Consider the following 22,654-nt stretch of genomic DNA (forward strand, 5'->3'; position numbering starts at 1 on the left):
TCGTCATTCTCTGCTCCCTAATCATTTGCGTTTGAAGGGGTCGGGACTAGCAGAGTTCCCACCTAAAGGCTTGTGCAAATTTCCGGGGCCACTTCTGTTGAAGAGGCACTTACCTTCGGGCACCCTCGTTTCATTATTATCCCCGATCCCAAAGGCTAGAGAACCAGCACCTGCTTGCCCATCATGGCTCCACTCTCCTGCCTGAGGTGCATCTGTCTGATATTCTCGGCCGTCAGTCCGTTCAACGTTTCGGAACAGGTCGACCTGATCGTGCCATCATCAAGCAGGGCGGCAACCCGAGCAAGCAATGCGCCCTGCTCGGCCATGTCCTCGGTCTGAAACATCGACCGGGTGTACATGAATTCCCAGACCAGGGCCACGCTCTTCATCTTGAAGATGGTGATATCAAGGGCGCTCGTCGGATCGTCAATAAAGGCCACCCTGCCCTGCGGGCGGATGGCCTGGGCCATGGCAGCCCAATGGCTTTCGAGGTGGGTCGTGCACAGGATGGCGTCAACCTGATCCGTCCCAGCCACCTTGAGTTCCTCAACGATGCCCTTGCGATGATTCAGGACAACGTCGGCGCCGAGACTTTTGCACCAATCCGCTGTTTCGGGACGCGATGCCGTGGAAAAAACAGTCAGCCCGACCCAGTGCGCCAGCTGTGTGGCGATGGACCCGACGCCGCCTGCGCCGCCGATGATGAGAATGCTCCGGCCGGAGTTGGCCCCTGCCTCGGGAATGAACTGAAGACGCTCGAACAGCGCTTCCCAGGCCGTGATGGAAGTCAGCGGCATGGCCGCCGTCTCCGCGTCGCCCAGGGATTTCGGGGCGTGAGCCGCGATGCGTTCATCAACAAGATGATACTCGCCGTTGGTTCCGGGACGGGTCAGGTCCCCCGCATAGTAGACACGGTCGCCCTTGGCGAACCCGATCACATCGCTCCCGACATCTTCCACAATACCGCAGGCATCCCAGCCCAGCACCTTATCACCTTCCATGCGTTCACGAACCTTGGTATCGACCGGGTTCATGCCGATGGCGGCGATCCGCACCAGAATGTCACGCCCTTTCGCCTCGGGAACCGGCTGTTCCCGGAGGACGAACGCCTCAGGATTACTGGCGGCAGAACCGCCTTTTGCGACAATAACCTTCACGACAACCTCCATTTCTTCAAAGTACTTTTCTTCATCGTCCCAGCCTCATGCGAGCACGCGGCATCACAGGCCCAACCCGTAAAACACGTGACTGGCTAAATCCAGTTCCTGCGATGGTTGTGAAATATCTCTTCCAAATGTACTGGATTGTACCCCTCCATGGCCCTTTTGACCATGGCACAGCGGCCTGTGTCTTCCATATCGTCCAGGCGGGCGTAGAACCTTTCCCTGCGGCCAAAGATGAAATGCCGCCTCGCTTCAGAATCCAACGCCAGGAAGCGCTCCATGACGGCCAGCATCCCGGCCTTGTCCCGGGGCAATTCGCCCTGCAGTTCAGGCAGAAGATTCACGGCGTGGTAGTTGCCATACGTGCATCTAACTCTGTCAATCAGCGACAGGATCCTGTGCTGTTCCTCGATCATCTCCGCCTCGGACAGCATGGTAAAGCTGCCCTCGCGCACCATGCCGTCCAGAACGCTGCCGGGCTTCACGGCCAGCGTGAGTACCCGTACCCCGGAGGGATCAATGGCATTGATGAGATCCGCCGTCCCCTTGGCATGGTCCATGGTCAGTTCCCTGCCCCCCAGGCCGAGAATGGTGAACAGCAAAACATCCATGCCGGCGTCCCGGGCCAGTACGGTGGAATTGCGGATGGCTTCGGCCGTGGCCCCCTTGCGCACCTTCCTCAAGACGTCATTGGAGCCGGATTCCATGCCGCAGTACAGCAAATTGAGTCCGGCGTCAGCTATCTCCCTGATCTCAGTCGGCGACTTCCGGTTCATGGACTGAGCCCGACCATAGGAACTTATCTGCCTGAGCGCAGGAAAGGCGTCCTTGAGAGCGCGCAGAACCTCGACAAGGTCCTGTGTTTTCATGGCAAAGGAGTCGCCGTCCTGGAGAAAGCAGCGCTCCACGTGGCGGCCGTCATGAACTTCCCTGGCTGTTACAATATCCTTCTTGATATCCTCCACGGAACGAATGGAAAAGGAAACGCCCTTGTAGAGCGTACAAAAGGCGCACCGATTCCAGGGACAGCCACGGGTCGTTCGTATAAGAAGACTGTCGGCTTCATCCGGCGGCCGGATAGGACCGAGTTCGATATATCCACTGTTCATTGTGATCTCTTCCTGTCTTTATTGGACGATCCGGCCCTCGCGCGCCCGGCGAGAAGGCCGGACCCATGCGCCCAGCTACGCGATCCGGGTCATCTCGTTCAGGGTGAAGCTGACGACATGACCATCCGTGGAACGCATGTATTCGGCGAGATGGGCTTTGCCCATGTGCGCCTGCCAGAGGTCGCGATCAATCCAGTTCTCATAGAACACAAAGACTTCCGGCTGCATGTTGTCCTGGTGCAGGTCGTACTGGACACAACCTTCTTCCTTGCGCGTCACGTCGATGAGCTTGAGCAGTTCGGCTTTCACCAGTTCCACGCTTTCCTTCCTGGCTTCGATACGGGCGACAATTGTCAGTGCCTTGTTCATAATGTCTCTCCTTTGGAATTGTACTGTCTGTGCAAACGAAAATTGCACCCAAGCTTTGATTAGTAAAGCGAGTTGTTTTAATGCTATCTATGAGGATTACAAATCAATGACAGGTAAAAAACATGGAACAAAAAAACGCCAAATACGTCTTGGACGCTGACCTGATCACGCTGAGGTCGGTAGTCTCGGTAGTTGACGAGGGCAGCTTTTCCGACGCGGCCAAACGGGTCGGTCGCTCACAGTCCGCTGTGAGCCTTCAGATCGCCAAGCTCGAAGAGCGCATGCATATCCGATTGTTCGAGCGAACCAGCAGATCGGTGACGCTCACACCTGCAGGCGAGGTGTTCACGGCCTACGCCCGAAGAATTCTGGCCCTGGCGGACGAGGCTTACGCCGCAGTCAGTTCACCCGTGATCAAAAACCCCCTGCGCATCGGATTCGCCGAATACCTTGTCCCGCACCATCTCTACAAACTCCTGACACGTTTCAAACGTCTCCATCCCAATGCGTCCGTCGAACTCACCCTGGGAGTCGGGAACTCGCTTGTCCGGGATTTGCGGGAGGGTCTGCTTGATATCGTTGTGGCAGGACCCGAGGGAGAAAAGGGCGTGCTCCTGATGGAAGAGGCTTTGGTATGGGTCGGACCACACGATGAACACATTGAATTGGGCGAGGGAAGACTTGAACTGATTTTGATGCAGCCCCCATGCAGCTACCGGAAAGTCGCCTTTGAGGCCCTGGCGGGGTACGAGCGTCCCTGGAACCTCTCCCTGAGCGCCAACTCCATTCAGGGCACCCAGTCCGCAGTTGCTGCAGGGCTTGGCGTTTCGGTGATCCCCAAATCGGCCGTCAGCAAGGATTTGAAGATCCTGACACATGGCCTGCCCGCACTGCCCCGGACAAGCATCCAGGCCTTCAGCAACGCTGCCGACTCCCATCCATTGATCGAACCGTTCATTGCCTTTCTCAAGGAGGAACTTGCGGAAGTCGGAGTGGGCTAGGCCAAGAAAATGGCCGTACCGCCTTGGTCACGGCCAAAAATCGGTGATTCGCGCATGAGTCGCCAATTTATTTCATTTCTTCATAGATAATATTTAAACAACTCGTTTCACTTCTCGATACAAAACGCCTACATCCTCAACTGAACACAAGCAATTCGTCACAAATTGTGCCACCTTCGCGCAGGAAAGACAGCTTGCGTGCCGACGGCATGACCGCAAGCCTCGGGTTCATCGTGACAGTTCCGTGGTGTCCACGAGAGCCCCCTGGCCCTCCACGGACAGGCCACCGGCACCATCGCATCGCCGGACGAAAAAACCGATGCAAGCTGCCCCGTGATGCGCGTGGAGGTGACGTTTTTTTCTGACCAACCATCAAAAGCAACGAGGACACAGCAATGGACGCCATTCAGATGATCAAGGAACGCAGAAGCGTTCGCAAGTACAAGAACCAGAAGGTTGACCGCGAACTCATGAAGGAAATCATCGACATCGCCCGGTGGGCACCGTCCTGGGCCAATTTCCAGGTTGCCCGTTACACCCTGGTGGACGATGCGGAAACCATCAAGAAGCTCGCGACCGACGGGGTGAAGGGCTTCACCTACAACATCAAGACCCTGGAAAATGCCCACGGTGTGGCCGTTCTGAGCTTCGTCAAAGGCAAATCCGGCAAGCTCGATCCTGAAAAGGATGAATACGCCACAGAAAAGACCAACATCTGGGAAGTTTTCGATGCGGGAATCGCCTGCCAGACCTTCTGCCTTGCAGCTCATGCCAAAGGCGTCGGCACCTGCATCTTCGGCGTCATCGACGAAAACACCATTCCCGGCATCGTGGGACTGCCCGAAGACGAAACCGTGGCCGCGCTGATCACCTACGGTTACCCCGACGAGCAACCCCCGGCCACCAAGCGCAAGAACGTCGAGGAAATACTTCGGTTCATCTAGCCTTAATCCTTCAAATAATACTAACTTGCCGGGGGAGTCTGTAGTGGTCAAGATAGTTGCACAAGCCTTATAATTGGTACAACCACGTAGTATCTAAATGAGTATACCTACACATCAACCCCCGGCATCAAGGATGACATGGTCAACGCAGGCGCCACTTGAGTAGACAAGGAAGCTATATTAATCACTGCTTTAATGGGCATATTATCTTTTTTTTGCACTGATTGTATTGCGAGTCACAACAACTGCTTCTTCTTAAAACATTGACTCCATAGTGAAAACTTTACAACTCTCTGAGTCAAACATCAACCACTGTAACAAATACAGTTCTAGGCGACGATACTCCGAATTTTTTATATTGGCATATAAAAAATACCATCGCTTAAAATGACTCTAAATTTTTCAGATATGATCACTTCACCCTTTTAACAGCGCGTCGATTAATTCATGACTCGACTTTCGGGGTTAGCAATTAGCAGCTAACCCCGAAAGTCGAGAAAATGAGGTGTCCGGTTATTCCAAGCGAAAACGCCTGACCAATTTTTCCAATTGAATTGACAATGCGGATAGATTGCTTGCGCTGACATCCACCTCCTTGCTGGCGGCGGTCATATCAACAGTGGTCGAGTGAACCTCGGCGATATCTTGGGCAATTGTGCGGGAAACACTAGCGCTTTCTGTCATGAGATTGTTTACATTTTGAACGCCAAGTGTTGCTTCCGCAATGTTCAGGACGATTTCACGAGTAGTGGCTGCCTGCTCATTGATGGACGTGGTAATAGTTTCGATGATTTCGCCTATATCATCTACGACCGTGGTAATGTCCTGCACCACGAGCTGGGCAGAATCCGTGGAGGCTTGAATGGCTGTGACACGTTGCCGGATGTGATCGGCAGAACCCGTGGTCTGTCGCGCCAGTTCCTTGATCTCATTGGCGACAACGGCGAAGCCCTTGCCAGCATCTCCGGCCCGAGCAGCTTCAATGGTTGCATTGAGTGCGAGTAAGTTGGTTTGAGAAGAAATGGCGGTGATAGTTTCCGTGACCTTGCCGATATCTTGGGCTGTCAGTACCAACTGTTGCATAATCTCGCTCATACCTTTGGCTTTTTGCGTGGCGCTGCTGCTAGTGGAACGGGCTTTAACTGAAAACCCAGCGATATCATTGATGGTAGTGCTCATTTCTTCGGCCGCTGAAGCCACTGTGGTAAGATTGGCGGAGGTTTGCTCCATACTGGCCGCAACGGAAGATGTGTTGGCGCTCATTTCTTCGGCGGCGGCGGATACTGTGGAAGAACGTTCAGTTGTGTCCGTTGCTCCAGCGGAAACCTGAGTGGAAAGGCTGGCCATGTGCGTGCTTGTCTGGGCCAGAGAGGTTGCATTAGCTTGAATGTCGACCATCATGTCTTTTAAATGCTGAACGAAGCTATTGAAATATTTAGCTAGCATGCCCAATTCGTCTGTGCCTTCAGGCAAACGTACGGTCAGGTTGCCATCCCCTTCGGCGATATCCTTGAGGGACGCGACAACCATGTTGATGCGTTTAACGATATTGTAGGCAAAGAAACTTGTGACTACAATGGCGCATACCGTCAACAAAGCCATCAGGCTGAGGCTAATGACCAGTGTACGAGTCATGTTCGCCTGTTCTGTCTCCAGACGTCCACCAAGCCTAGAGCTTTCGTCGAGAATGACCTGATCAATGTCGTCAATTTTAAGAGTCATCTGCTGAAAAAACGTGGACCCTGGAATATCGAAGCCACCGCTTTGCGTTTTTAAGAGCAAAACGTGTAAGATTCTATCAACTTCTTGCCAAGGTTTGGTATCAGGCAGGCTTCGAAGTTTTTCTTTGGAGTCTCGGCTTAGGACCAGAGCCGGAGAACTTAACCCCACATCAACTTCGCTTTTCAAACGGATGATGAGCGCAAATTGATCATTGGATAAAGGGGCATTCAACGCCAGCAAGCTCGAGCCATTAGCGCGTAGCAGGCCAGCACTTTCTTTGGCCACTTCTAAAGTCATAAGCGATCCAAGAACTTTACCTAACCCGCGTGCGGTGGGACCATTGGGAATTTCTCCCTGCATCCCAATAAGTCCTTGAATCAATTCCGTGTATCCGGCAATCTGCTGGATACGCAATTCTGGCTGTTTCTGGGAATACTCGGACCTTAGCTGCTTCAAGCTGATAACAATTTGGGCCTGTTTTTGCTTGGTGTTGTCTGGGAGGACGGCGTGTAACAGCGTTTGTTCAAATGCAGGCAGGGCGGAATCAGTTCGCTGCCGGAGTTCTTGGATCTGTGCGAACTCTAAACCGCCAGACAAAAACAGGGCTGTTCCCCCGCGTTCACGCTGTAGATGTCCAACCAACGCCGAAGTTGCCTGAAAAAGATGGATATTTTTTCCCATCGCGCTGAATATCGAGTGGTCCTTGAGTGTTTGAGATAGATTTACGCCAATAATAATGAAGAATGCGAACAGCGGAACAAGGCCGACCAACAGAATTCGGTGTATAATTTTCACGAAGATTTTCCCTTTTCGAAAAAAAAGTTCAAGGCCGGGGAGGCCATTCGATTTAGTCCGGGTTGGATTAGAAGGCAAATTATCTATTATTTATAATAGTAATTGTAAACATTTTTTTCGTTACGATTGGGACATTTCGAGTAAACCCAGACATTATCCGACTCCGCAAATCGTATGAATCAAAAATGCTTCTTGTTATCGAAAATCCATCTCCCAATCCTGGCCTCCAGATCCTCCAACCGTACGGGTTTGGACAAATAATCGTTCATACCTGCGTCTAGAAAAATCTGTTTGTCATCTTCCATGGCATAGGCGGTCAGAGCAATAATGGTATTTGCAGAATCTTTTTTCTCGATAACCAATCTTAAAAAATACGGAAAATTTCATACTAAGGCTCTCGCTGACAGAAAATCCCCCCCCCCCCAGAACTAATTGCGCCTCTCTGCATTATTTTTCGCTGCGAGGCGATAACAACAATCAACCGAATAAAAAACCCTTAAAACAGCAGCCGAACTGCTACTATCTGATCCTTGCGAAGTTTACCCAAAAATTTAACTTTCACTTTCTGGCCAGTCAATCGCTCATCTTGAATCTCAGGACTTATATTGTTGCACTGTAATAAGGACACCACAGCATCGAGACAGCCACGAGGCAGACCTAGATGCTGTGGATAATTTTCTGCGCAACCGATAATGCGTGCTTTATTCCAGACAGGCAAGCGCATAGCCTGAGCCTTACGAAATTCCGGGTTCTGAAAGGCTGCGATCCGGACCAACCGATTTGTCAGTTGTTGGGAGATATCTGCTTTAGCGATGAAAATCTGATTTGCCAGCACCAAAGTCAAGAATTCGGGCAAGCTTCCGACAATCATGCTTGGCACTGACTTCTGGCGGTGCCAAGGTTTGTGATTCTCTTCCTCAGTCGCAAATGCAACGTCCAAGGGATGACGACCGCCGCTGGCATGCAATATGGCTGCGTCCAGCGCACATCGTGTCATTGGTTGGTTTGATGCCAAAAACGACCACTGATCTTGGAAGGACACGAGATGTTCATCGACAAACACGCTCCGTCCCAATTCCCGAGGCTGTTTCTGTAAGGGAAGCGCGATCAGATTACCAAAGCCACCCTTTGGAAGGCTATCCTGATTGGGAAACAGTCGGTCGTAGCTGACCAAGGACAATTGACGAGTGCGATCGCAAGTGTAACTGATCAGTGCGGCACCGAGCTGTCGTGCCTCTCGGGCCGATACTGACTCAGCAAAAAAAATCCAAACGTGCGCACCATTTCCGGAACGGGAGATTTCCAGCGCCGCTGGAATATTCAAATCTTGGCAGGATCGCAGGAAGGCCCTAGCGTCCTCCCTCCAGTCTGACCCATCAAAGTCAACCGCCAGAAAAAACACGTATCATCATCTAATAACGGATAAACTCCAATGGCTTGCTTACCAGACAGGTGATCAAAAATTACCTGATCGGTCACCGGCAACAAATGACGCTGATCACAGTCACTACATTTGACCTTTGGTTTTTTGCATATCCCAGTCTTCCACTCATTGCCACATGTCGGCGAATAACCAGACGCCCCCTTTGCTGATTCCCAGCGATGAGGGTAAGTATCGGGGCGCCCCCGAAAAAGTTTTCGGAATAAAACTATCTTTTCTGTAATAGAAAATTGGACTTGTGGAATCAGTGATTCTGTTGTTTCGCAATTACTCGTTGCAAATTGAACATCATCAAATGAAATACCATGGCGATTCAGCAGAACTTTAAGGCGTTTATTTTCTACTCGAAGCCGCAATAATTCTTCTCGAACTACAGCGCTATTTTCTCCAGAAATATCACCATCATTATTCCGACACATTTGTTAACTTATCAAATAAATATAAATTATAAGATATGAGCTAAGCACACATCAGCAATAAAGTATGAATAAAAAATAGAACATGTGGCATTTAACAAATAAATACATTAGAAATATTCACGATGCTTGACGGTATGGTAATTGAAAATTTCCAGCAAAAATGCGGGGGTGTAAAATATTTTGTGTAAACGGTCAGTTGTCGATAATCGACCACCCCACAAGGAGACGACATGACCGCACGCAAGCCACTACCAGTCGAACTGATCGACGCCCTCCTGGCGGATTACAAGAAGCCTGAAGACCTCATCGGCGAGGAAGGCCTTCTCAAGCAACTGACCAAGGCCCTCGTCGAGCGGGCCCTCAACGCTGAAATGACCGACCATCTCGGCCACTCAAAGCATGCTCCCGTCGCCAACCTCACCGGCAATACCCGCAACGGCAAGAGCCGCAAAACCCTCAAGGGCGATTTCGGCGAACTCCCCATCGAAGTGCCCCGTGACCGTATGGGCACCTTCGAACCTCAACTCATCGGCAAGCACCAGACCCGCTGGACGGGCTTCGATGACAAGATCCTGTCCCTCTATGCCCGGGGCATAACCGTCCGCGAGATTCAAGCCCATCTGATGGACATGTACGGGACGGAGGTTTCGCCGACGCTCATTTCCACTGTCACCGACGCGGTCATCGAGGACGTCAAGGCCTGGCAGTCTCGCCCGCTGGAAGCCTTGTACCCCATCGTCTATCTGGATTGCATCCACGTCAAAGTGCGGGACAGCGGGGCCGTGCGGGTCAAGGCCGTATATCTGGCCTTGGGGATCAATCTGCGTGGGGAGAAGGAACTGCTCGGTCTTTGGATCGCCCAGACCGAAGGTGCCAAGTTCTGGCTCCAGGTGGTCACGGAACTCAAGAACCGTGGAGTGAACGACATCTTCATTGTCTGCGTGGACGGCCTCAAGGGCTTTCCTGATGCCATCGCAGCGGTCTTCCCGCATGCCGACGTCCAGCTCTGCCTGGTGCACATGGTGCGTCACAGCCTCAAGTTCGTGAACTGGAAGCAGCGCAAGGAAGTCGCCGCCGATCTGAAGGCCATTTATACGTCGACGACCGTCGAGGCTGGAGAACAACGACTCACGGAGTTTGAAGAGAAGTGGAACCAGACGCTGGCGCCCATCGGGCAGTCCTGGCGCAGGAACTGGGAGCGGATCATCCCGTTTTTCGGCTATCCACCCGAAATCAGGAAGGTTATCTATACCACCAATGCTATCGAATCGATCAACATGAGCCTGCGCAAGATCACCAAGAACCGGGGCTCGTTCCCGAGTGATGACTCCCTTGCCAAGCTCTTCTATCTGGCCCTACAGAACATCAGCCGGAAATGGACTATGCCGATTCGAGATTGGAAAGCTGCGCTGACCAGATTCAGCATCCAATTCGAAGACAGGATGATCAACCTCTAACACTGCCGTTTACACAAAATTCAGTACACCCTCACCCCAGAAGATGGTGTCGAGGATCGAGTTGATCGATCAGATCTGGGCAGAGGAAGCTGCGCTGACGGTCCGATTTTTTGGGCTGCATCGTTGGTAACCTCGGAGTGATTTCGACCAGAAAAAATGCATTTTTCACTGCATTACTGGTTATTTGAAATACATTATCTCCGATTAAATTTCAATTAATTTCGACATGTTGTCCTGTTTTTCAGGGCTGACTACTTAAGCACCACGCGCTCTGCCGGGGCACAACGGAAGCGGGCCGCCCCGGATGGAGCGGCCTCGCGTTTGCTGTCACCGGCTCGGGTTATTTCGGCACTCTGTTCAGATCGATTCCCAGGGCCTTCGCCACGCCAGCGCCATAGGCCGGGTCAGCCTTGAGGCAGTTACCAATGTGGCGGATCTTGATCTCGTCGGGCGCGTCACCCATGGCGCGGGCCGTGTTGCCGAACAGGGCCTCCTGCTGCGCGGGGCTCATGAGTCGGAAGAGCTTGCCGGGCTGGGTGAAGTAGTCGTTGTCGTCCTCGCGGAAATTCCAGTGGGCCGCGGCGCCATCCAGAGCCAAGGGCGGCTCGGAGTAGTCGGGCTGCTGCTGCCACTCGCCGTAGCTGTTGGGCTCGTAGGCCAGGGTGCTGCCGTGGTTGCCGTCCACGCGCATGGCCCCGTCGCGGTGATAGCTATGGAAGGGGCAGCGGGCCTGGTTGACAGGAATGAGGTGGTGGTTGACGCCCAGACGGTAGCGTTGCGCGTCGCCATAGGAGAAGAGGCGGCCCTGGAGCATTTTGTCCGGGGAGAAACCGATGCCGGGCACGACGTTAGCCGGGTTGAAGGCGGCTTGCTCGACCTCGGCGAAGTAGTTCTCGGGGTTGCGGTTCAGTTCCAGCACGCCCACCTCGATCAGTGGCGCATTCTTGTGATACCAAACCTTGGTCAGATCGAAGGGATGGTAGGACAACTTTGCGGCCTGGGCCTCGGTCATGACTTGGACGTACATGGTCCAGCGCGGGAAATCGCCTTTCTCGATGCTCTCATAGAGGTCGCGCTGGTGACTTTCGCGGCACTTGCCGACCAGGGCTTCGGCCTCGGCGTCGGTCAGATTCTTGATGCCCTGCTGGGTGCGGAAGTGGAACTTGCACCAGAAGCGTTCATTCTTGGGGCTGATGAAGCTAAAGGTGTGGCTGCCAAACCCGTGCATGTGCCGGTAGCTGGCCGGGATGCCACGGTCGCTCATGACCACGGTGACCTGATGCAGGGCTTCGGGCAGGTTGGTCCAGAAGTCCCAGTTGTTCTTGGCACTGCGCAGGTTGGTACGCGGGTCGCGCTTCACGGCGTGGTTGAGGTCCGGGAACTTCAGAGGGTCACGCAGGAAGAAGACCGGCGTGTTGTTGCCGACCATGTCCCAGTTGCCTTCCTCGGTGTAGAACTTGACGGCGAATCCACGGATGTCCCGTTCGGCGTCGGCCGCGCCGCGCTCGCCGGCCACGGTGGAGAAGCGCGCGAAAAGCTCCGTCTTCTTACCGATCTCGGAAAAGATCTTGGCCTTGGTGTATTTGGTGATGTCGTGGGTCACGGTGAAGGTGCCGTAGGCGCCGGAGCCCTTGGCGTGCATGCGCCGCTCGGGAATGACCTCGCGGTCGAAGTGGGCCAGCTTCTCCAGAAACCAGACGTCCTGCAGCAGTTGCGGTCCGCGCGGGCCGGCGGTCATGACGTTCTGGTTGTCGGGCACCGGGGCGCCGGCGTTGGTGGTCAGCTTTTTCTTGTCGCTCATGGGTTCCTCCTGTTGGCGGTTGGCGGTCGGGTTGGTCTGAAACGTTGGGCAGCGCCTGGCGAAAGCGGCCCTGCCGCATGGGAAAATGCATCTACAAAATAATTAATATCAGAAGATAATCATTCTTTAAAAGAGGCAAAAAAAAAGCCCGTCCTCACTTTTTCTGGCAGTCGGGGCACAGGCCGAAGAAGTCCAGACGGTGCGTGGTGATGCGAAATCCCGTCTCTCGCGCCACCTCTTCGGTCATGTCGCGCAGCATGGACAGGTCCGGGTCCATGATCTTGCGGCACACGGTGCAGATGACATGCGGGTGAGGGTAGGGCTTGTTGCCGTCGTAGCGGTTGCTTCCGTCGGCGAAGCCCAGTTCCAGCACCTCGTCGAGATCCTTGAGCAGGGCGACCGTCTTGTAGGTCGTGGCCAGGCTCGTGGTGGGGAACTTGGCCCGCACCTTGGCATGGATGTCCTCCACGGACGGGTGCCCCACGCTCTCGGACAGAATCCTCAGGATCTCCAGCCGTTGCGGCGTGATCCGCAGGCCTTGCTCCTTGAGACTGTCGAGCATGCGTTCGAGGCGCTGCGCGTTGGTGAGGGGATCGTGGGACATTTTTCCACCGTTGTTTAAAGAATGATTATTTTTTAGTATAAATTATCATTTGCGTCAAATCTTCTTGATATTAGACGTGAGGATGAGTGGCGTCACCCTGAATTTTCAATGCCCGGTCCGAAGAGGTGGCCGAGAAGCCGACCTGGCGCCACAGTCTACGCAGGTTGCGCTGTCTGATGCCTGCAGGTGGATGGTACGAGTTGAACGAATACGAACTGGTGAGGAGCGACTCAGGACGACAGCTAAAACAGCCCTACTTGATCTCCGCACCGAATGCGGATGCGGATGCTATCGCCTTCGCAGGGCTTTGGGCAGTTTGGACAGGACGGCACTCACGCCTTGCTCTCCAAGGCGGCATCGCCAGGCATCGTGCATATCCATGACCGCATGCCCGTGGTCCTCAAGCCCGAATACTTCGAGGCCTGGCTGGACCCTAACACGCCCGGACCGGACGTCCAGGAGATCATCGCCGACTCACGGAACGAATTCGCCAGCTACCCAGTGAGCACCAGGGTCCAACACTCGCAACGACTTCCCGGAACTCTTGGATGCTTATGTGGTGCCAAGTTCGTCCAACTAAGAGACAGCAGATGGCTCCACCCTGTGCCGACGTCGCAGCACCTCGTCGATGATCCGACTTAGGTCAGCCATACAGACAGGCTTGGCGATGTAGTCATCCATGCCCGCAGCCAAAAATCGGTCCTTATCACCGTCCATAGCGTAGCCCGTCAAGGCGATGATAGGAATGGTGCGCCGGTCTTCAAGGCCAAACTCACGTATGCGCCGGGTGGCCTCTAAGCCGTCCATGACTGGCGTCTGCACATCCATGAGTACGAGATCGAAATTCCGTTTCTCCAAGAGGTCAACAGCCTCTTTGCCATTACTCACTGTTTCGACGACGCACCCTCTTTTTTCCAGCATTTTGCGTACCGCGAAGCGACTGACCTCATCGTCTTCGACTACCAATACCCGTCCGTGCAAGGCTGAGGAGATCTGCCGCTCGACAGGGGAATCGACATTTAACTCGGTGGCTCGTTCGACTGTGATGCTGAAATGAATGCTCGTGCCAGTCCCAACTTCGCTTTCCACCGCCATATTCCCGCCCATAAGGGTCACAAGACGCTTACAGATTGAAAGCCCAAGGCCAGCCCCCTGCTGGCTACGCGCGTATCCCTGACTTGCCTGGGTAAAGGGGGAAAAAAGACTAGGCAATGCCTCATCAGGAATGCCACAGCCAGTGTCTGAAACAGTGAAAAGGATACGTGCCTGCCCTTCGACCTTTGCGGAGAAGGCGGAAGCTTCTACAGACACATGACCTCTGGGAGTAAACTTAAAGGCGTTACCGATGAGATTGACCAGGACCTGCTGCAGGCGCACGGGATCTCCCTCTACCCAGAGAGGGAGGGACGGATCAGTGAGATACTGGAGTTCCACGCCGGACTGTACTGAGATGGGCTCGAAGAGGTCAACTGCCTGCCGGATAATCTCGGGCAAATTGAAAATCTCAGAGCGCATCTGCATTTTACCAGCCTCTACCCTAGACAGATCGAGGATATCTGTCAGTAACTGGGTAAGTCGGTCGGTGGATTGCAGAGCCATGGAACAATACCGTAGAGGCTCCGGATCTGTGATCGAACTTTCAAGAAGTTGGAGCATGCTGACGATCCCGTTCAGAGGAGTTCTGATCTCGTGGCTCATGTTGGCAAGAAATTCCGACTTGGCGATGCTGGCCGCTTCGGCCTGGGTTTTGGCTTGCAGCAGGTCGTCCTTGACCCGTTTGCGGGAGGCGCTATGTTCAGCTAGGTCAGCGGCCATAGAGTTGAAAGCGCCTTTCAGGGCATCCACTTCGCCAATTTCAGGGACGCCGCTGACCCGCACGGTGTAGTCCCCAGCGCCAATGCGCCTGGCTGCAATGGCAATTTCCTCCAGACTCCGGCTAAGCTTCTTCCCGCCTAAAAACCAGCCACTAACGAACGTTAGACAAACAGCGAAAAGGAATACGCCTAGGTCCACCAACAGGTTCTGCCGGGCTGTAGAGTGTACTGCAGCTACAGGCATTCCCGCGAAAAAAAACATGTAGGGCGCGCTGTCCTCATCCAGGCGGATCTGGCGAAAGGCGATGATGCGTTTAATGCCATCCGACCCCACATCGAATTTCAGACCTTCGGACCAGTCTTGTCTGGCGATCTCAAACACGGACGAGCGGACGGGCCCCCCTATGGGTGTTTTGTCGGTGGCGGGAAAGCGGTACAGACGCAGGCCGGCATGGTCGCACACGCCGACAAATGATTTGTCAGGAAAACGCATGTTCTGAAATAGTTGCTTGTAACGGTCGAGATCAATGGAAGCGAGCAGCATGCCGTGGACTTGGTCCTGCGTGGTCAACACCGGGGCGGCGAAGGGGAAGATCGGTACGGGCTGAAGCCGGCCAATCATGAATTCGCCCACGGCAAAGCTCTTGGTTCGAAGGGCGTCCCGAAAATGCTTGCTCATGGACATATTGGCAGTCATCTGGGGCCGCGTGCTCGCCACGACGTTACCCGCTGGATCGGTCAAGGTGATTCCCGCGAGGTGTGGGCTTAACTGCAAGGCGTTCGCGAAAATTTCCTTGCAGGCTTTAGCATCGGCCTGCCGCACGGCCGGCATGCGGGCAACGTTATCCAGCAGCAGTCTGGTCGATAGCGTAGCCTGTTGCTGGATTTCCGCTATCTGGTTAACGAATCTCAAGAGGTCAGTTTCGGCCTTGGAAACCGAATCTTCATATTCTTGTATGCCATACAGCAGTAAGACGACAAAAGCGGGTAGAGCTGCAGCCAAAAAGAGAAAGGCAAGTGTTTTACGGATGGAACCGTGCAGAAATCGTGGCGTCATGCAGCCTCCGAATGCAAGCGTTCGCGGCGGCCGGCCTTCATGGCGCCTTGCAGGATCGTTTTCTTGGCGCGGGAGGCCCAAGCGGAGAGCGAGTACCCAACTCCTGCGCTTGTTATTAACTTTCGCACACACCCCCCTAGATGTCTACCGCGACTACGATCATGCCGTGTCTGAGGGCTACACACTGTCGACGACAATAACGTCCTCACCCCGGATGCACTCACCTGATCCGCCGAATTTAAACTCTATTTTTTACCTCACTGACTTTGGAAATGCTTGCGGTTCAGGTTGAAGACCAGCCAAATGGTCATGAACTGGATCGCCACAGCCAGCGCTGAAATCGTCCAGTACGCAACCGAAAACTTGTCGATAAGCCCGGCATCCACGAGTCCCCTGTTCAGCCAAAAATGGATCATCACCGCCAGTGCCACGCCTGGGCAGACAAGGGCGTAGGAGCCCGCCGACGCATCGCGTCCGTTGATGAACCTGTCCACATAGCCCAGGCGGCACAGCACGAGCCCGGTCAGGAGAGCGAAAAGCAACTGAGCCGAGAGATACTGCGACAGCATCATCAACCGCTCTGCGCCGCCGCTGGCCAGTCCAAAATGCTCGTCGAGGCCGTGGTTCTGGCGCAGGGACAGGATACCGATGATTGTCAGCAGCGGGATGAAGACCGAGAGGGTCGGGGCCGTCTCAATGTTGGCCCCGTTCTCTGCCAGGGATCGCAGGCCTAGGACCAAAGCGATGCCCGCGATGAGGACGGAGGCGATCAGGAAGAACGTCGACAGCACAAGTCCGATGCCGGCCACCAAAGGGGTTGAGGACAGCCCGGCGGGCGCGGCCAGCCCGACGCCGATCATGGCCAGGGCGAAGGCAGGCAGGGCCTGGGCAAAGGAGTTGTTAGAGGCGCAGCTAAACCCCCCGGACGTCAGTACCCGGCCCAGGAATCTCCCGAACATGCGGAAGGCCAGCACGCCTATGGCCAGGAAGGCAAGTATCGCCACAGGGAAGAGATATTCCACAACTGTCCACAGACCCGGCACGAAGACCATCCCGAGGATGAAGCAGACGTTTACGCTCATGGCCAGGGCCAACGGCATGGCCAGTATCTGCGTCTCGGCGTTCGTAGAGGACAGCTGGGCATATGCGGGCGTCCGCTTCCAGAGCCCGAAGCGGGCCAGGTTCCAGAAGAGGTACTTGAGGTTCAGGAACGCGTAATAGGCTATTCCGGCGACGGCCAGGACGATCATGGTGCGGCTGGCGACACCGCCTGCAGAAAATGCGGCGACGATGTTTTCGAAGACGGGCACGGAGCGGCCGGGATGCCTGGTCCAGTGCATGAGCCACATGAAGAACGTCACCACCAGGCCTCCGGAACCCAGGGAGGTCAGAAAATACAGCGGCGAGTAGGTCTCGGACGGTCTGCCCGAAATTGCATCCATGGTGTTTCTCCTTTTCGTTCTTTGGCTGAAGCCTACTTTCTCAGACGTCGCATGCACGCTGTCCGGTCCGCAAAAAGACGAGCGGCACCCGTATGAACAGGCGCCGCTCCGCTGGTTTCCACATCGTATCTAGTCGAAGGCCTTGTCGACGCTCCAGACTTCCCAGACCTTGCCGACGAGGCCGGGGCCGGGCTTCAGTGTTTGCTTGCCCGGCCGCCAGCCCGAAGGCGTGGCCTGGGTGCCCTTGCTCTCGCGCACCAGCTGGAAGGCCTGGATTTCTCGCACGGTTTCAAGAACGTTGCGTCCCACCGGAGGGGCCAGCACCTCGAAGGCCTGGATGACTCCGTCCGGATCGATGAGGAAGCGGCCACGCACGTCCACGCCGCCAGCCTCGTCATAGATGCCATACATCTTGCCGACGTTACCGCCGCCATCGGACAGCATGGGGAAGGGCACCGTCTTGGCGGTGATCATTTTGGAGAGCTCGTCGTCCACCCACATCTTGTGCACGAACATGCTGTCCGTGCTCATGGACAGGACCTGCACGCCAAGCTTGGCAAATTCGTCATGCTTCTCGGCGACCGCCGAGATCTCAGTCGCTCAGACAAAGGTGAAATCACCGGGGTAGAAACAGAGCACCACCCATTTTCCGAGGTAATCCGAGAGCTTGACCGAGGTGAACTTGCCGTTGAAGTAGGCCGGGGCGGAAAAATCCGGGGCTTTCTTGCCGATCTGGATCATGGGACGGGCTCCGTGGATGACTGGTTCTGCTTTGGTCTGGGACTCAGGCTCCTGCTGTTCGACTTCCGCGGTCGGGCGGGTGCAGCCGACCTCCAATTCTTCTTCCATAATGACCTCTTTAAGTTATGTTGGTAAACACTCATAATTAAGTCCAATTCTCAATAGCCTATCCAATAGAAAATCCTTATGCAAGAAAACTCAACAAATCTATTAATCGTACTGATCATGTCAGAAAACATATTCTTGAAGGAACGAAGACTTTAGGGCATAAAAAACTGTCTCATGTATGCACGCTTGGTAAATTTTTAAATGATATTACGTGTATTAATTTTCTTACTTTTTTAGGAGGTTGTCATGACGGATAAAATATCCAGAGAAGAGCGAAAAGCCCGTGTGGTGGAAGTACTGAACCAAGCAAGATCCATGGAACTCTTTGCCATTACTCAGTATATGAATCAGCACTATAATCTTGACGACATGGATTACGGCGAACTGGCAAAGAACATGAAACTCGTCGCAATCGATGAAATGCGCCACGCTGAGATGTTTGCTGAACGCATCAAGGAACTAGACGGTGAACCGACCACTTCGTATGAAGGCGAGTTACAGAAGGGCCAAGACGTGAACGTCATATATCCCTATGATACCCAACTTGAGGACGACACCATCGATGTCTACAGCCAGTTCCTTCTGACCTGTCGCGACAACGGCGACTCCATCAGTGCTAAGCTTTTCGAGACCATCATCGAGGAAGAGCAAGCGCATATGAGTTACTTCGACAACGTGGGGAACCACATCAATACCTTAGGCGACACCTACCTGTCCAAAATCGCAGGAACCTCCGCGTCCACAGGGGCTTCCACCAAGGGCTTCATAATCAGCGGTCAGTAAGCCAGTTAGGGGCTTCCAGCGTATCGAAATCGAGGCGTGCGGAGATCCGTGCGCCTCTTTTTTAATTTTATCATGTTGGACTATTCAGGAAGCTGACGAACATGACTCCTACCTGCTTCCTATTTCCCACGGAATATCGTTCAACAACAGAAGTAGTCCCGGAGATTTGTACAAGCCTTTAGGTGGTTATTCTCCAAGATTTGCTCAACGCGTTAACCGCGGACATGACTATAGAGATTCATTCCATGTATACCCTTTCTGGGCACTGTTATGGGCACGGGAATTCGTGCCCATAACTATTTGTTTTTGAAATTTTGGGCACACTGATTGTTTACATCTAGATCATTTTTGGGCACGCTCGACCCTACAAAACGCGAATTTCAATTCCGAGGATGCCGATGAAGGGACGACATGTAGGGTATGTCAGGGTGAGCACGCACGACCAGAATACAGTCCGCCAACTGGCCGACTGCACGGTCGATTTCTGGAAGATCTATGAAGAGAAGGCCTCCGGAAAGAATACCGACAGGCCTGAGCTCTTGGACTGCTTATCGCGCTTGGACGAGGGCGACACCTTGTGGATCCACTCCATCGACAGATTAGCCCGGAGCCTTCAGGATCTGCAAAACATCATTAGCCAGTTGATTGCAAAAGGCGTCACCGTAAAATTCGTGAAGGAAAACCTGACGTTCACCAAGGATAACCACGACCCTTTCACCAAGTTGCTTTTCGATGTCCTGGGCAGCTTCGCGGAATTCGAGCGCAATATCTTGAGGGAGCGTCAACGCGAGGGCATTGAAAAAGCCAAGGCAGCGGGAAAATATGCCCATGGCAAAGGCGGCAGGAAGAAAAGCGTGGACCGGGTCAAGGTGCGCACCCTGAGAGAGGAAGGCATATCGTTTCGCAAGATCGCTGAACAACTCGGTTGTAGTCTCTCCAGTGTTCAGCGTGTCATTTACGGCGAAAAGCAGTTACCTACTCCAGCGGTGACTGTGGAGGTATGACGAATATGCATCCCATGCATTCCTTGTGAAAAATTAATTTTTCTGCGCGACAATTGACATAGGTACGATTTATGCTTGAGTAACGCCTACGAAATTACCTCAGACCATCAGGAGACGCCATGGAAGATTATCTCAAGCAAGCAATCGAAATCGTCAAAGCCCAGGCATCGGTCCGCAACATGAACGAGGAAGAGATCACGTCCATGATCAAATCCTTGGCTGGAAGCATTCGCGGTGTCGCGGAAGGTGTCGCGCCTGCCGTTGAAACTGAAGCCGCTGTCGATCCCAAAAATGCCATCCGGGAAAAAAGCGTCATCTGCTGTGAGTGCGGAAAGTCATTCAAAGTTTTGACGAAGCGCCACTTGGCTACACACGGCCTCACGCCGGAACAGTACAAGGAAAAATATGGCTACAAGAAAGGCACTTCCCTGGTGGCGAAGTCCTTGGCGCGAGACCGCCGCAAGACCATGCAGGGCATGAAACTCTGGGAGAAACGCAAGAAGGCACCCAAGGCCGAATAAGTTGCTTCATCAGGCCGGCCTCCCCTCACCAAGGGAGCCGGCCTCTTGCTTCCTATCATCGGTGGATACTGCCTCTGCTGAACCCAAGCGCACGAGATGCCCATGTGCGGACGATTCTCCCTTCCAGACGAAGCAGCGGTTGCGCATATCCTGAAAATTGACCGCTGGAATTGGCATTGGCCGGAGCCGCGTTTCAATGTGGCTCCGACAACCCGTGTGCCCATGGTCTCCAGGGCCGAAGACGCTTTGCTCGAACTGAACGGCGCGCGTTGGGGGCTCATTCCCCATTGGTGGAAGAAGGATGCGTCACCCTCCCTGACCTTCAATGCCAGGTCCGAAGAAGCGGCCGAGAAGCCGACCTGGCGCCACAGCTTGCGCAAGTTGCGCTGCCTGATGCCGACACGCGGATGGTACGAGTGGAATGAAAAGGAACTGGTCAGGAGCGACTCGGGCCGGCAGGTGAAGCAGCCCTACTTCATCTGCGCACCGAATACAGAAACAATCGTCTTCGCCGGGCTTTGGGCCATCTGGACAGGACAGGAAAGCACCCAAGTGCTTTCCTGCGCCCTACTCTCCAAGGCGGCAGCGCCGGACATCTTGCATATTCATGACCGCATGCCTGTGGTCCTCAGGCCCGAAGACTTCGACACCTGGCTGGACCCAAACACACCCGAGCCGGCCGTCCAGGAGATCATCGCCGATTCACGGAACGACTTCGACAGCTACCCCGTAAGCACCAGGGTCAACAACACGCGCAACGACTTCCCGGAACTGCTCGTACCCCTCAAGGCCTGACTTTTCTGCGCCAAGCAAACGCTCCAGGCGGAATCGCTCACAGAAAGTCACCGATAGCGTTGCCTGGCCCAAGGACCTTCAGAAGAGCAACCGAACCGCTTTGCGAAGAAATTTCTCGCCCCACGATGTCTCATGTGCCACGACTTGCGCCACACAGCGGCGACAAGGCTTGCACAGGCAGGGACAACATTGCCTGACCTGCAAGCTCTTGGTGGCTGGAAGTCCCCAATCATGGCACTGCGCTACGCACACGACGACAAGCGAACCAAGCGCAAAGCCATGGCCGCTTTGGAAGCCATGACCCAAGTGTCATCTGGAAAGGTTGTGGAGATATCCGAAGGCAAAAAATAATTTAGACTCTGCAGCATTTCAGACACGGCTTCATCCCAGAACAGGCAGTGAATTTGTCTTCCCAGGCCGCAATGGCGGCTTGAGAAAAGATGTCAAACATCAAGCAGCCCGAATAAAACGCCGCGCCGGGCTTCCTGAAGATTTTCGAGCTCTGCATGGACTCAGGCATGTATATGCTTCAATGTTAGCCAGCTCTGGTCAAGTTGATATATATACACTACAGAAGCTATTGACACACAAATCTCCGCAAATGACACAGCGCTACGCACATCTTCGCGACGAAGCTCTAAAACGAGCAGCTGAAGTGGCAGGAGATTTATTTGCGAAAATTGAAAAGCCAAGCAATTCGATAGATATTGAAAATCTAAAAAAAGCATAAATCTTAAAATTAACGCAACGACATTATACAGCAAATATATCTTTATTATTTAATACAAATTTCGCAACACTATTTATTGAGGCTACATATTCTACACGCCGCACAGGCTGCTCCAAACCCGTTGTCGATATTCACTACAGTCACGCCGCTGGCGCAAGAGTTGAGCATGCACAGAAGAGCCGAAAATCCTGACAGAGCGGCGCCATACCCGACCGATGTCGGCACGGCCACCACTGGCCCCGATACCAGTCCGCCAACCACGCTGGCCAGTGCGCCTTCCATTCCCGCCACGACAATGACCACGTCAGCCCGCCGGATGTCTTCCAGCCTGTCGAAAAGACGGTGGATGCCGGCCACTCCGACGTCGGAAAACACGCGCGCCCGCGTCCCGAACATCTCGCAGGTCACCCGGGCCTCCTCGGCCACGGGCAGGTCGGATGTCCCGGCGGTGACGATGGCCACCGCCCCAGGTTTGGGGGTAATGTCCTCGCATGTGCTGGCCAAGGTGCGTCCGAGCGCGTTGTGCCGCACATGTGGACAGCGGCGCAGAACGTACTCTGCCATCTCCGGCGACACCCGCGTGGCCAGGACGTTGGACTCGCCCCGCAGGCGCTCAAAGATGTCACCGACCTGCTCGGGCGTCTTGCCCTCGGCGTAGATCACTTCTGGAAAGCCGTTGCGTGTGACGCGGTGCATGTCGAACTTTGTGTGCCCGAGATCGATATAGCCCTTGTCCTGCAGACGTCCCGCAGCCTGCTCCACATCCAGTTCGCCGCGCTGCACGGCGGCGAGAATATTTCGTATCATATCGTGATTCATGTTCATTTTTCCATT

22 protein-coding genes and 1 pseudogene are annotated in these 22,654 nt (G+C 54.1%); 11 read left to right on the plus strand and 12 right to left on the minus strand.

The genetic code is table 11. The features are described from left to right. Nucleotides 1-155: 155 nt before the first annotated feature. The 3 genes from BMZ24_RS17855 to BMZ24_RS17865 all read right to left on the minus strand — a co-directional run bounded on the left by BMZ24_RS17855 (nucleotide 156) and on the right by BMZ24_RS17865 (nucleotide 2,641). Nucleotides 156-1,157 carry a zinc-binding alcohol dehydrogenase family protein gene (locus BMZ24_RS17855; RefSeq protein WP_092194304.1) on the minus strand — a complete coding sequence of 334 codons (1,002 nt, stop codon included), beginning with the start codon at nucleotides 1,155-1,157 and terminating at the stop codon, nucleotides 156-158. A 95-nt stretch (nucleotides 1,158-1,252) separates the two neighbouring features. Next, nucleotides 1,253-2,272 (minus strand): B12-binding domain-containing radical SAM protein, encoded by a 1,020-nt coding sequence (locus BMZ24_RS17860; RefSeq protein WP_092194207.1) that lies wholly within the window; start codon nucleotides 2,270-2,272, stop codon nucleotides 1,253-1,255. Nucleotides 2,273-2,347: 75 nt separating this feature from the next. Next, on the minus strand, nucleotides 2,348-2,641 hold the full coding sequence (locus tag BMZ24_RS17865) for a putative quinol monooxygenase (RefSeq protein WP_092194209.1): 294 nt from the start codon (nucleotides 2,639-2,641) through the stop codon (nucleotides 2,348-2,350). Between the two features lie 122 nt (nucleotides 2,642-2,763). Between BMZ24_RS17865 and BMZ24_RS17870 the strand changes: the two genes are divergently transcribed. Further along, entirely contained in the window at nucleotides 2,764-3,642 is an 879-nt protein-coding gene (locus tag BMZ24_RS17870; protein WP_092194211.1) for a LysR family transcriptional regulator, read from the plus strand. Between the two features lie 395 nt (nucleotides 3,643-4,037). Beyond that, nucleotides 4,038-4,586 (plus strand): nitroreductase family protein, encoded by a 549-nt coding sequence (locus BMZ24_RS17875; RefSeq protein WP_092194212.1) that lies wholly within the window; start codon nucleotides 4,038-4,040, stop codon nucleotides 4,584-4,586. A gap of 513 nt (nucleotides 4,587-5,099) precedes the next feature. On the opposite strand, the gene BMZ24_RS17880 is transcribed toward BMZ24_RS17875, so the two are convergent. From BMZ24_RS17880 to BMZ24_RS20550, 3 genes and pseudogenes are all read right to left on the minus strand, one after another. After that, entirely contained in the window at nucleotides 5,100-7,103 is a 2,004-nt protein-coding gene (locus BMZ24_RS17880) for a methyl-accepting chemotaxis protein (RefSeq protein WP_092194213.1), read from the minus strand. Nucleotides 7,104-7,282: 179 nt separating this feature from the next. Further along, nucleotides 7,283-7,465, minus strand: coding sequence for a response regulator (locus BMZ24_RS17885; RefSeq protein WP_092194214.1), 183 nt, complete (start codon nucleotides 7,463-7,465; stop codon nucleotides 7,283-7,285). 134 nt (nucleotides 7,466-7,599) lie between these two features. Further along, nucleotides 7,600-8,963 (minus strand): annotated as a pseudogene (locus BMZ24_RS20550) (TOTE conflict system archaeo-eukaryotic primase domain-containing protein). Between the two features lie 230 nt (nucleotides 8,964-9,193). Between BMZ24_RS20550 and BMZ24_RS17895 the strand changes: the two are divergent. Next, nucleotides 9,194-10,420, plus strand: a complete 1,227-nt coding sequence (locus BMZ24_RS17895) for an IS256 family transposase (protein ID WP_092194215.1) — start codon at nucleotides 9,194-9,196, stop codon at nucleotides 10,418-10,420. A gap of 340 nt (nucleotides 10,421-10,760) precedes the next feature. On the opposite strand, the gene BMZ24_RS17900 is transcribed toward BMZ24_RS17895, so the two are convergent. Further along, entirely contained in the window at nucleotides 10,761-12,221 is a 1,461-nt protein-coding gene (locus BMZ24_RS17900; protein WP_092194216.1) for a catalase, read from the minus strand. 154 nt (nucleotides 12,222-12,375) lie between these two features. Beyond that, nucleotides 12,376-12,825, minus strand: a complete 450-nt coding sequence (locus BMZ24_RS17905) for a Fur family transcriptional regulator (RefSeq protein WP_092194217.1) — start codon at nucleotides 12,823-12,825, stop codon at nucleotides 12,376-12,378. 125 nt (nucleotides 12,826-12,950) lie between these two features. Here BMZ24_RS17905 and BMZ24_RS20555 point away from each other — a divergent pair, with 125 nt between their 5' ends. Both BMZ24_RS20555 and BMZ24_RS17915 read left to right on the plus strand, forming a co-directional pair. Continuing rightward, nucleotides 12,951-13,208: an SOS response-associated peptidase family protein gene (locus BMZ24_RS20555; RefSeq protein WP_161949226.1), complete on the plus strand. Its 258-nt coding sequence runs from the start codon at nucleotides 12,951-12,953 to the stop codon at nucleotides 13,206-13,208. Further along, complete coding sequence (locus BMZ24_RS17915; RefSeq protein ID WP_244150411.1) at nucleotides 13,111-13,467, plus strand: SOS response-associated peptidase family protein; 357 nt, start codon at nucleotides 13,111-13,113, stop codon at nucleotides 13,465-13,467. The genes BMZ24_RS20555 and BMZ24_RS17915 overlap by 98 nt, the downstream gene beginning before the upstream one ends. Here the strand turns inward: BMZ24_RS17915 and BMZ24_RS17920 are convergent. The 3 genes from BMZ24_RS17920 to prxU form a co-directional block, all read right to left on the minus strand. Then, the gene (locus BMZ24_RS17920; RefSeq protein ID WP_092194223.1) at nucleotides 13,402-15,696 is read right to left on the minus strand and encodes an ATP-binding protein; all 2,295 of its coding nucleotides are present in this window, start codon (nucleotides 15,694-15,696) and stop codon (nucleotides 13,402-13,404) included. The two genes, BMZ24_RS17915 and BMZ24_RS17920, sit on opposite strands and share 66 nt — an antisense overlap. Before the next feature lie 257 nt (nucleotides 15,697-15,953). Further along, nucleotides 15,954-17,138: a TsoY family (seleno)protein gene (locus tag BMZ24_RS17925; protein WP_092194224.1), complete on the minus strand. Its 1,185-nt coding sequence runs from the start codon at nucleotides 17,136-17,138 to the stop codon at nucleotides 15,954-15,956. Between the two features lie 129 nt (nucleotides 17,139-17,267). Beyond that, nucleotides 17,268-17,987, minus strand: coding sequence for a thioredoxin-dependent peroxiredoxin (prxU, locus tag BMZ24_RS20265; protein WP_092194226.1), 720 nt, complete (start codon nucleotides 17,985-17,987; stop codon nucleotides 17,268-17,270). Nucleotides 17,988-18,233: 246 nt separating this feature from the next. Between prxU and BMZ24_RS17935 the strand changes: the two genes are divergently transcribed. The 6 genes from BMZ24_RS17935 to BMZ24_RS17960 all read left to right on the plus strand — a co-directional run bounded on the left by BMZ24_RS17935 (nucleotide 18,234) and on the right by BMZ24_RS17960 (nucleotide 21,820). Further along, on the plus strand, nucleotides 18,234-18,770 hold the full coding sequence (locus BMZ24_RS17935) for a ferritin-like domain-containing protein (protein WP_092194228.1): 537 nt from the start codon (nucleotides 18,234-18,236) through the stop codon (nucleotides 18,768-18,770). Nucleotides 18,771-19,168: 398 nt separating this feature from the next. After that, nucleotides 19,169-19,774 carry a recombinase family protein gene (locus tag BMZ24_RS17940; RefSeq protein WP_279625557.1) on the plus strand — a complete coding sequence of 202 codons (606 nt, stop codon included), beginning with the start codon at nucleotides 19,169-19,171 and terminating at the stop codon, nucleotides 19,772-19,774. A gap of 119 nt (nucleotides 19,775-19,893) precedes the next feature. After that, nucleotides 19,894-20,295, plus strand: a complete 402-nt coding sequence (locus BMZ24_RS17945) for a Ros/MucR family transcriptional regulator (protein ID WP_092194232.1) — start codon at nucleotides 19,894-19,896, stop codon at nucleotides 20,293-20,295. A 102-nt stretch (nucleotides 20,296-20,397) separates the two neighbouring features. Further along, nucleotides 20,398-21,090: an SOS response-associated peptidase gene (locus BMZ24_RS17950; protein WP_092194234.1), complete on the plus strand. Its 693-nt coding sequence runs from the start codon at nucleotides 20,398-20,400 to the stop codon at nucleotides 21,088-21,090. A gap of 132 nt (nucleotides 21,091-21,222) precedes the next feature. Then, the gene (locus BMZ24_RS17955) at nucleotides 21,223-21,441 is read left to right on the plus strand and encodes a tyrosine-type recombinase/integrase (protein WP_092194236.1); all 219 of its coding nucleotides are present in this window, start codon (nucleotides 21,223-21,225) and stop codon (nucleotides 21,439-21,441) included. Continuing rightward, on the plus strand, nucleotides 21,413-21,820 hold the full coding sequence (locus tag BMZ24_RS17960; protein ID WP_279625558.1) for a tyrosine-type recombinase/integrase: 408 nt from the start codon (nucleotides 21,413-21,415) through the stop codon (nucleotides 21,818-21,820). Before BMZ24_RS17955 ends, BMZ24_RS17960 begins: the two co-directional genes overlap by 29 nt. Before the next feature lie 69 nt (nucleotides 21,821-21,889). On the opposite strand, the gene larB is transcribed toward BMZ24_RS17960, so the two are convergent. Further along, complete coding sequence (larB, locus tag BMZ24_RS17965) at nucleotides 21,890-22,639, minus strand: nickel pincer cofactor biosynthesis protein LarB (protein ID WP_425266285.1); 750 nt, start codon at nucleotides 22,637-22,639, stop codon at nucleotides 21,890-21,892. Nucleotides 22,640-22,654: the final 15 nt, after the last annotated feature.

This window comes from Desulfomicrobium norvegicum (genome assembly GCF_900114595.1).
Classification (GTDB): Bacteria; Desulfobacterota; Desulfovibrionia; order Desulfovibrionales; family Desulfomicrobiaceae; genus Desulfomicrobium; species Desulfomicrobium macestii.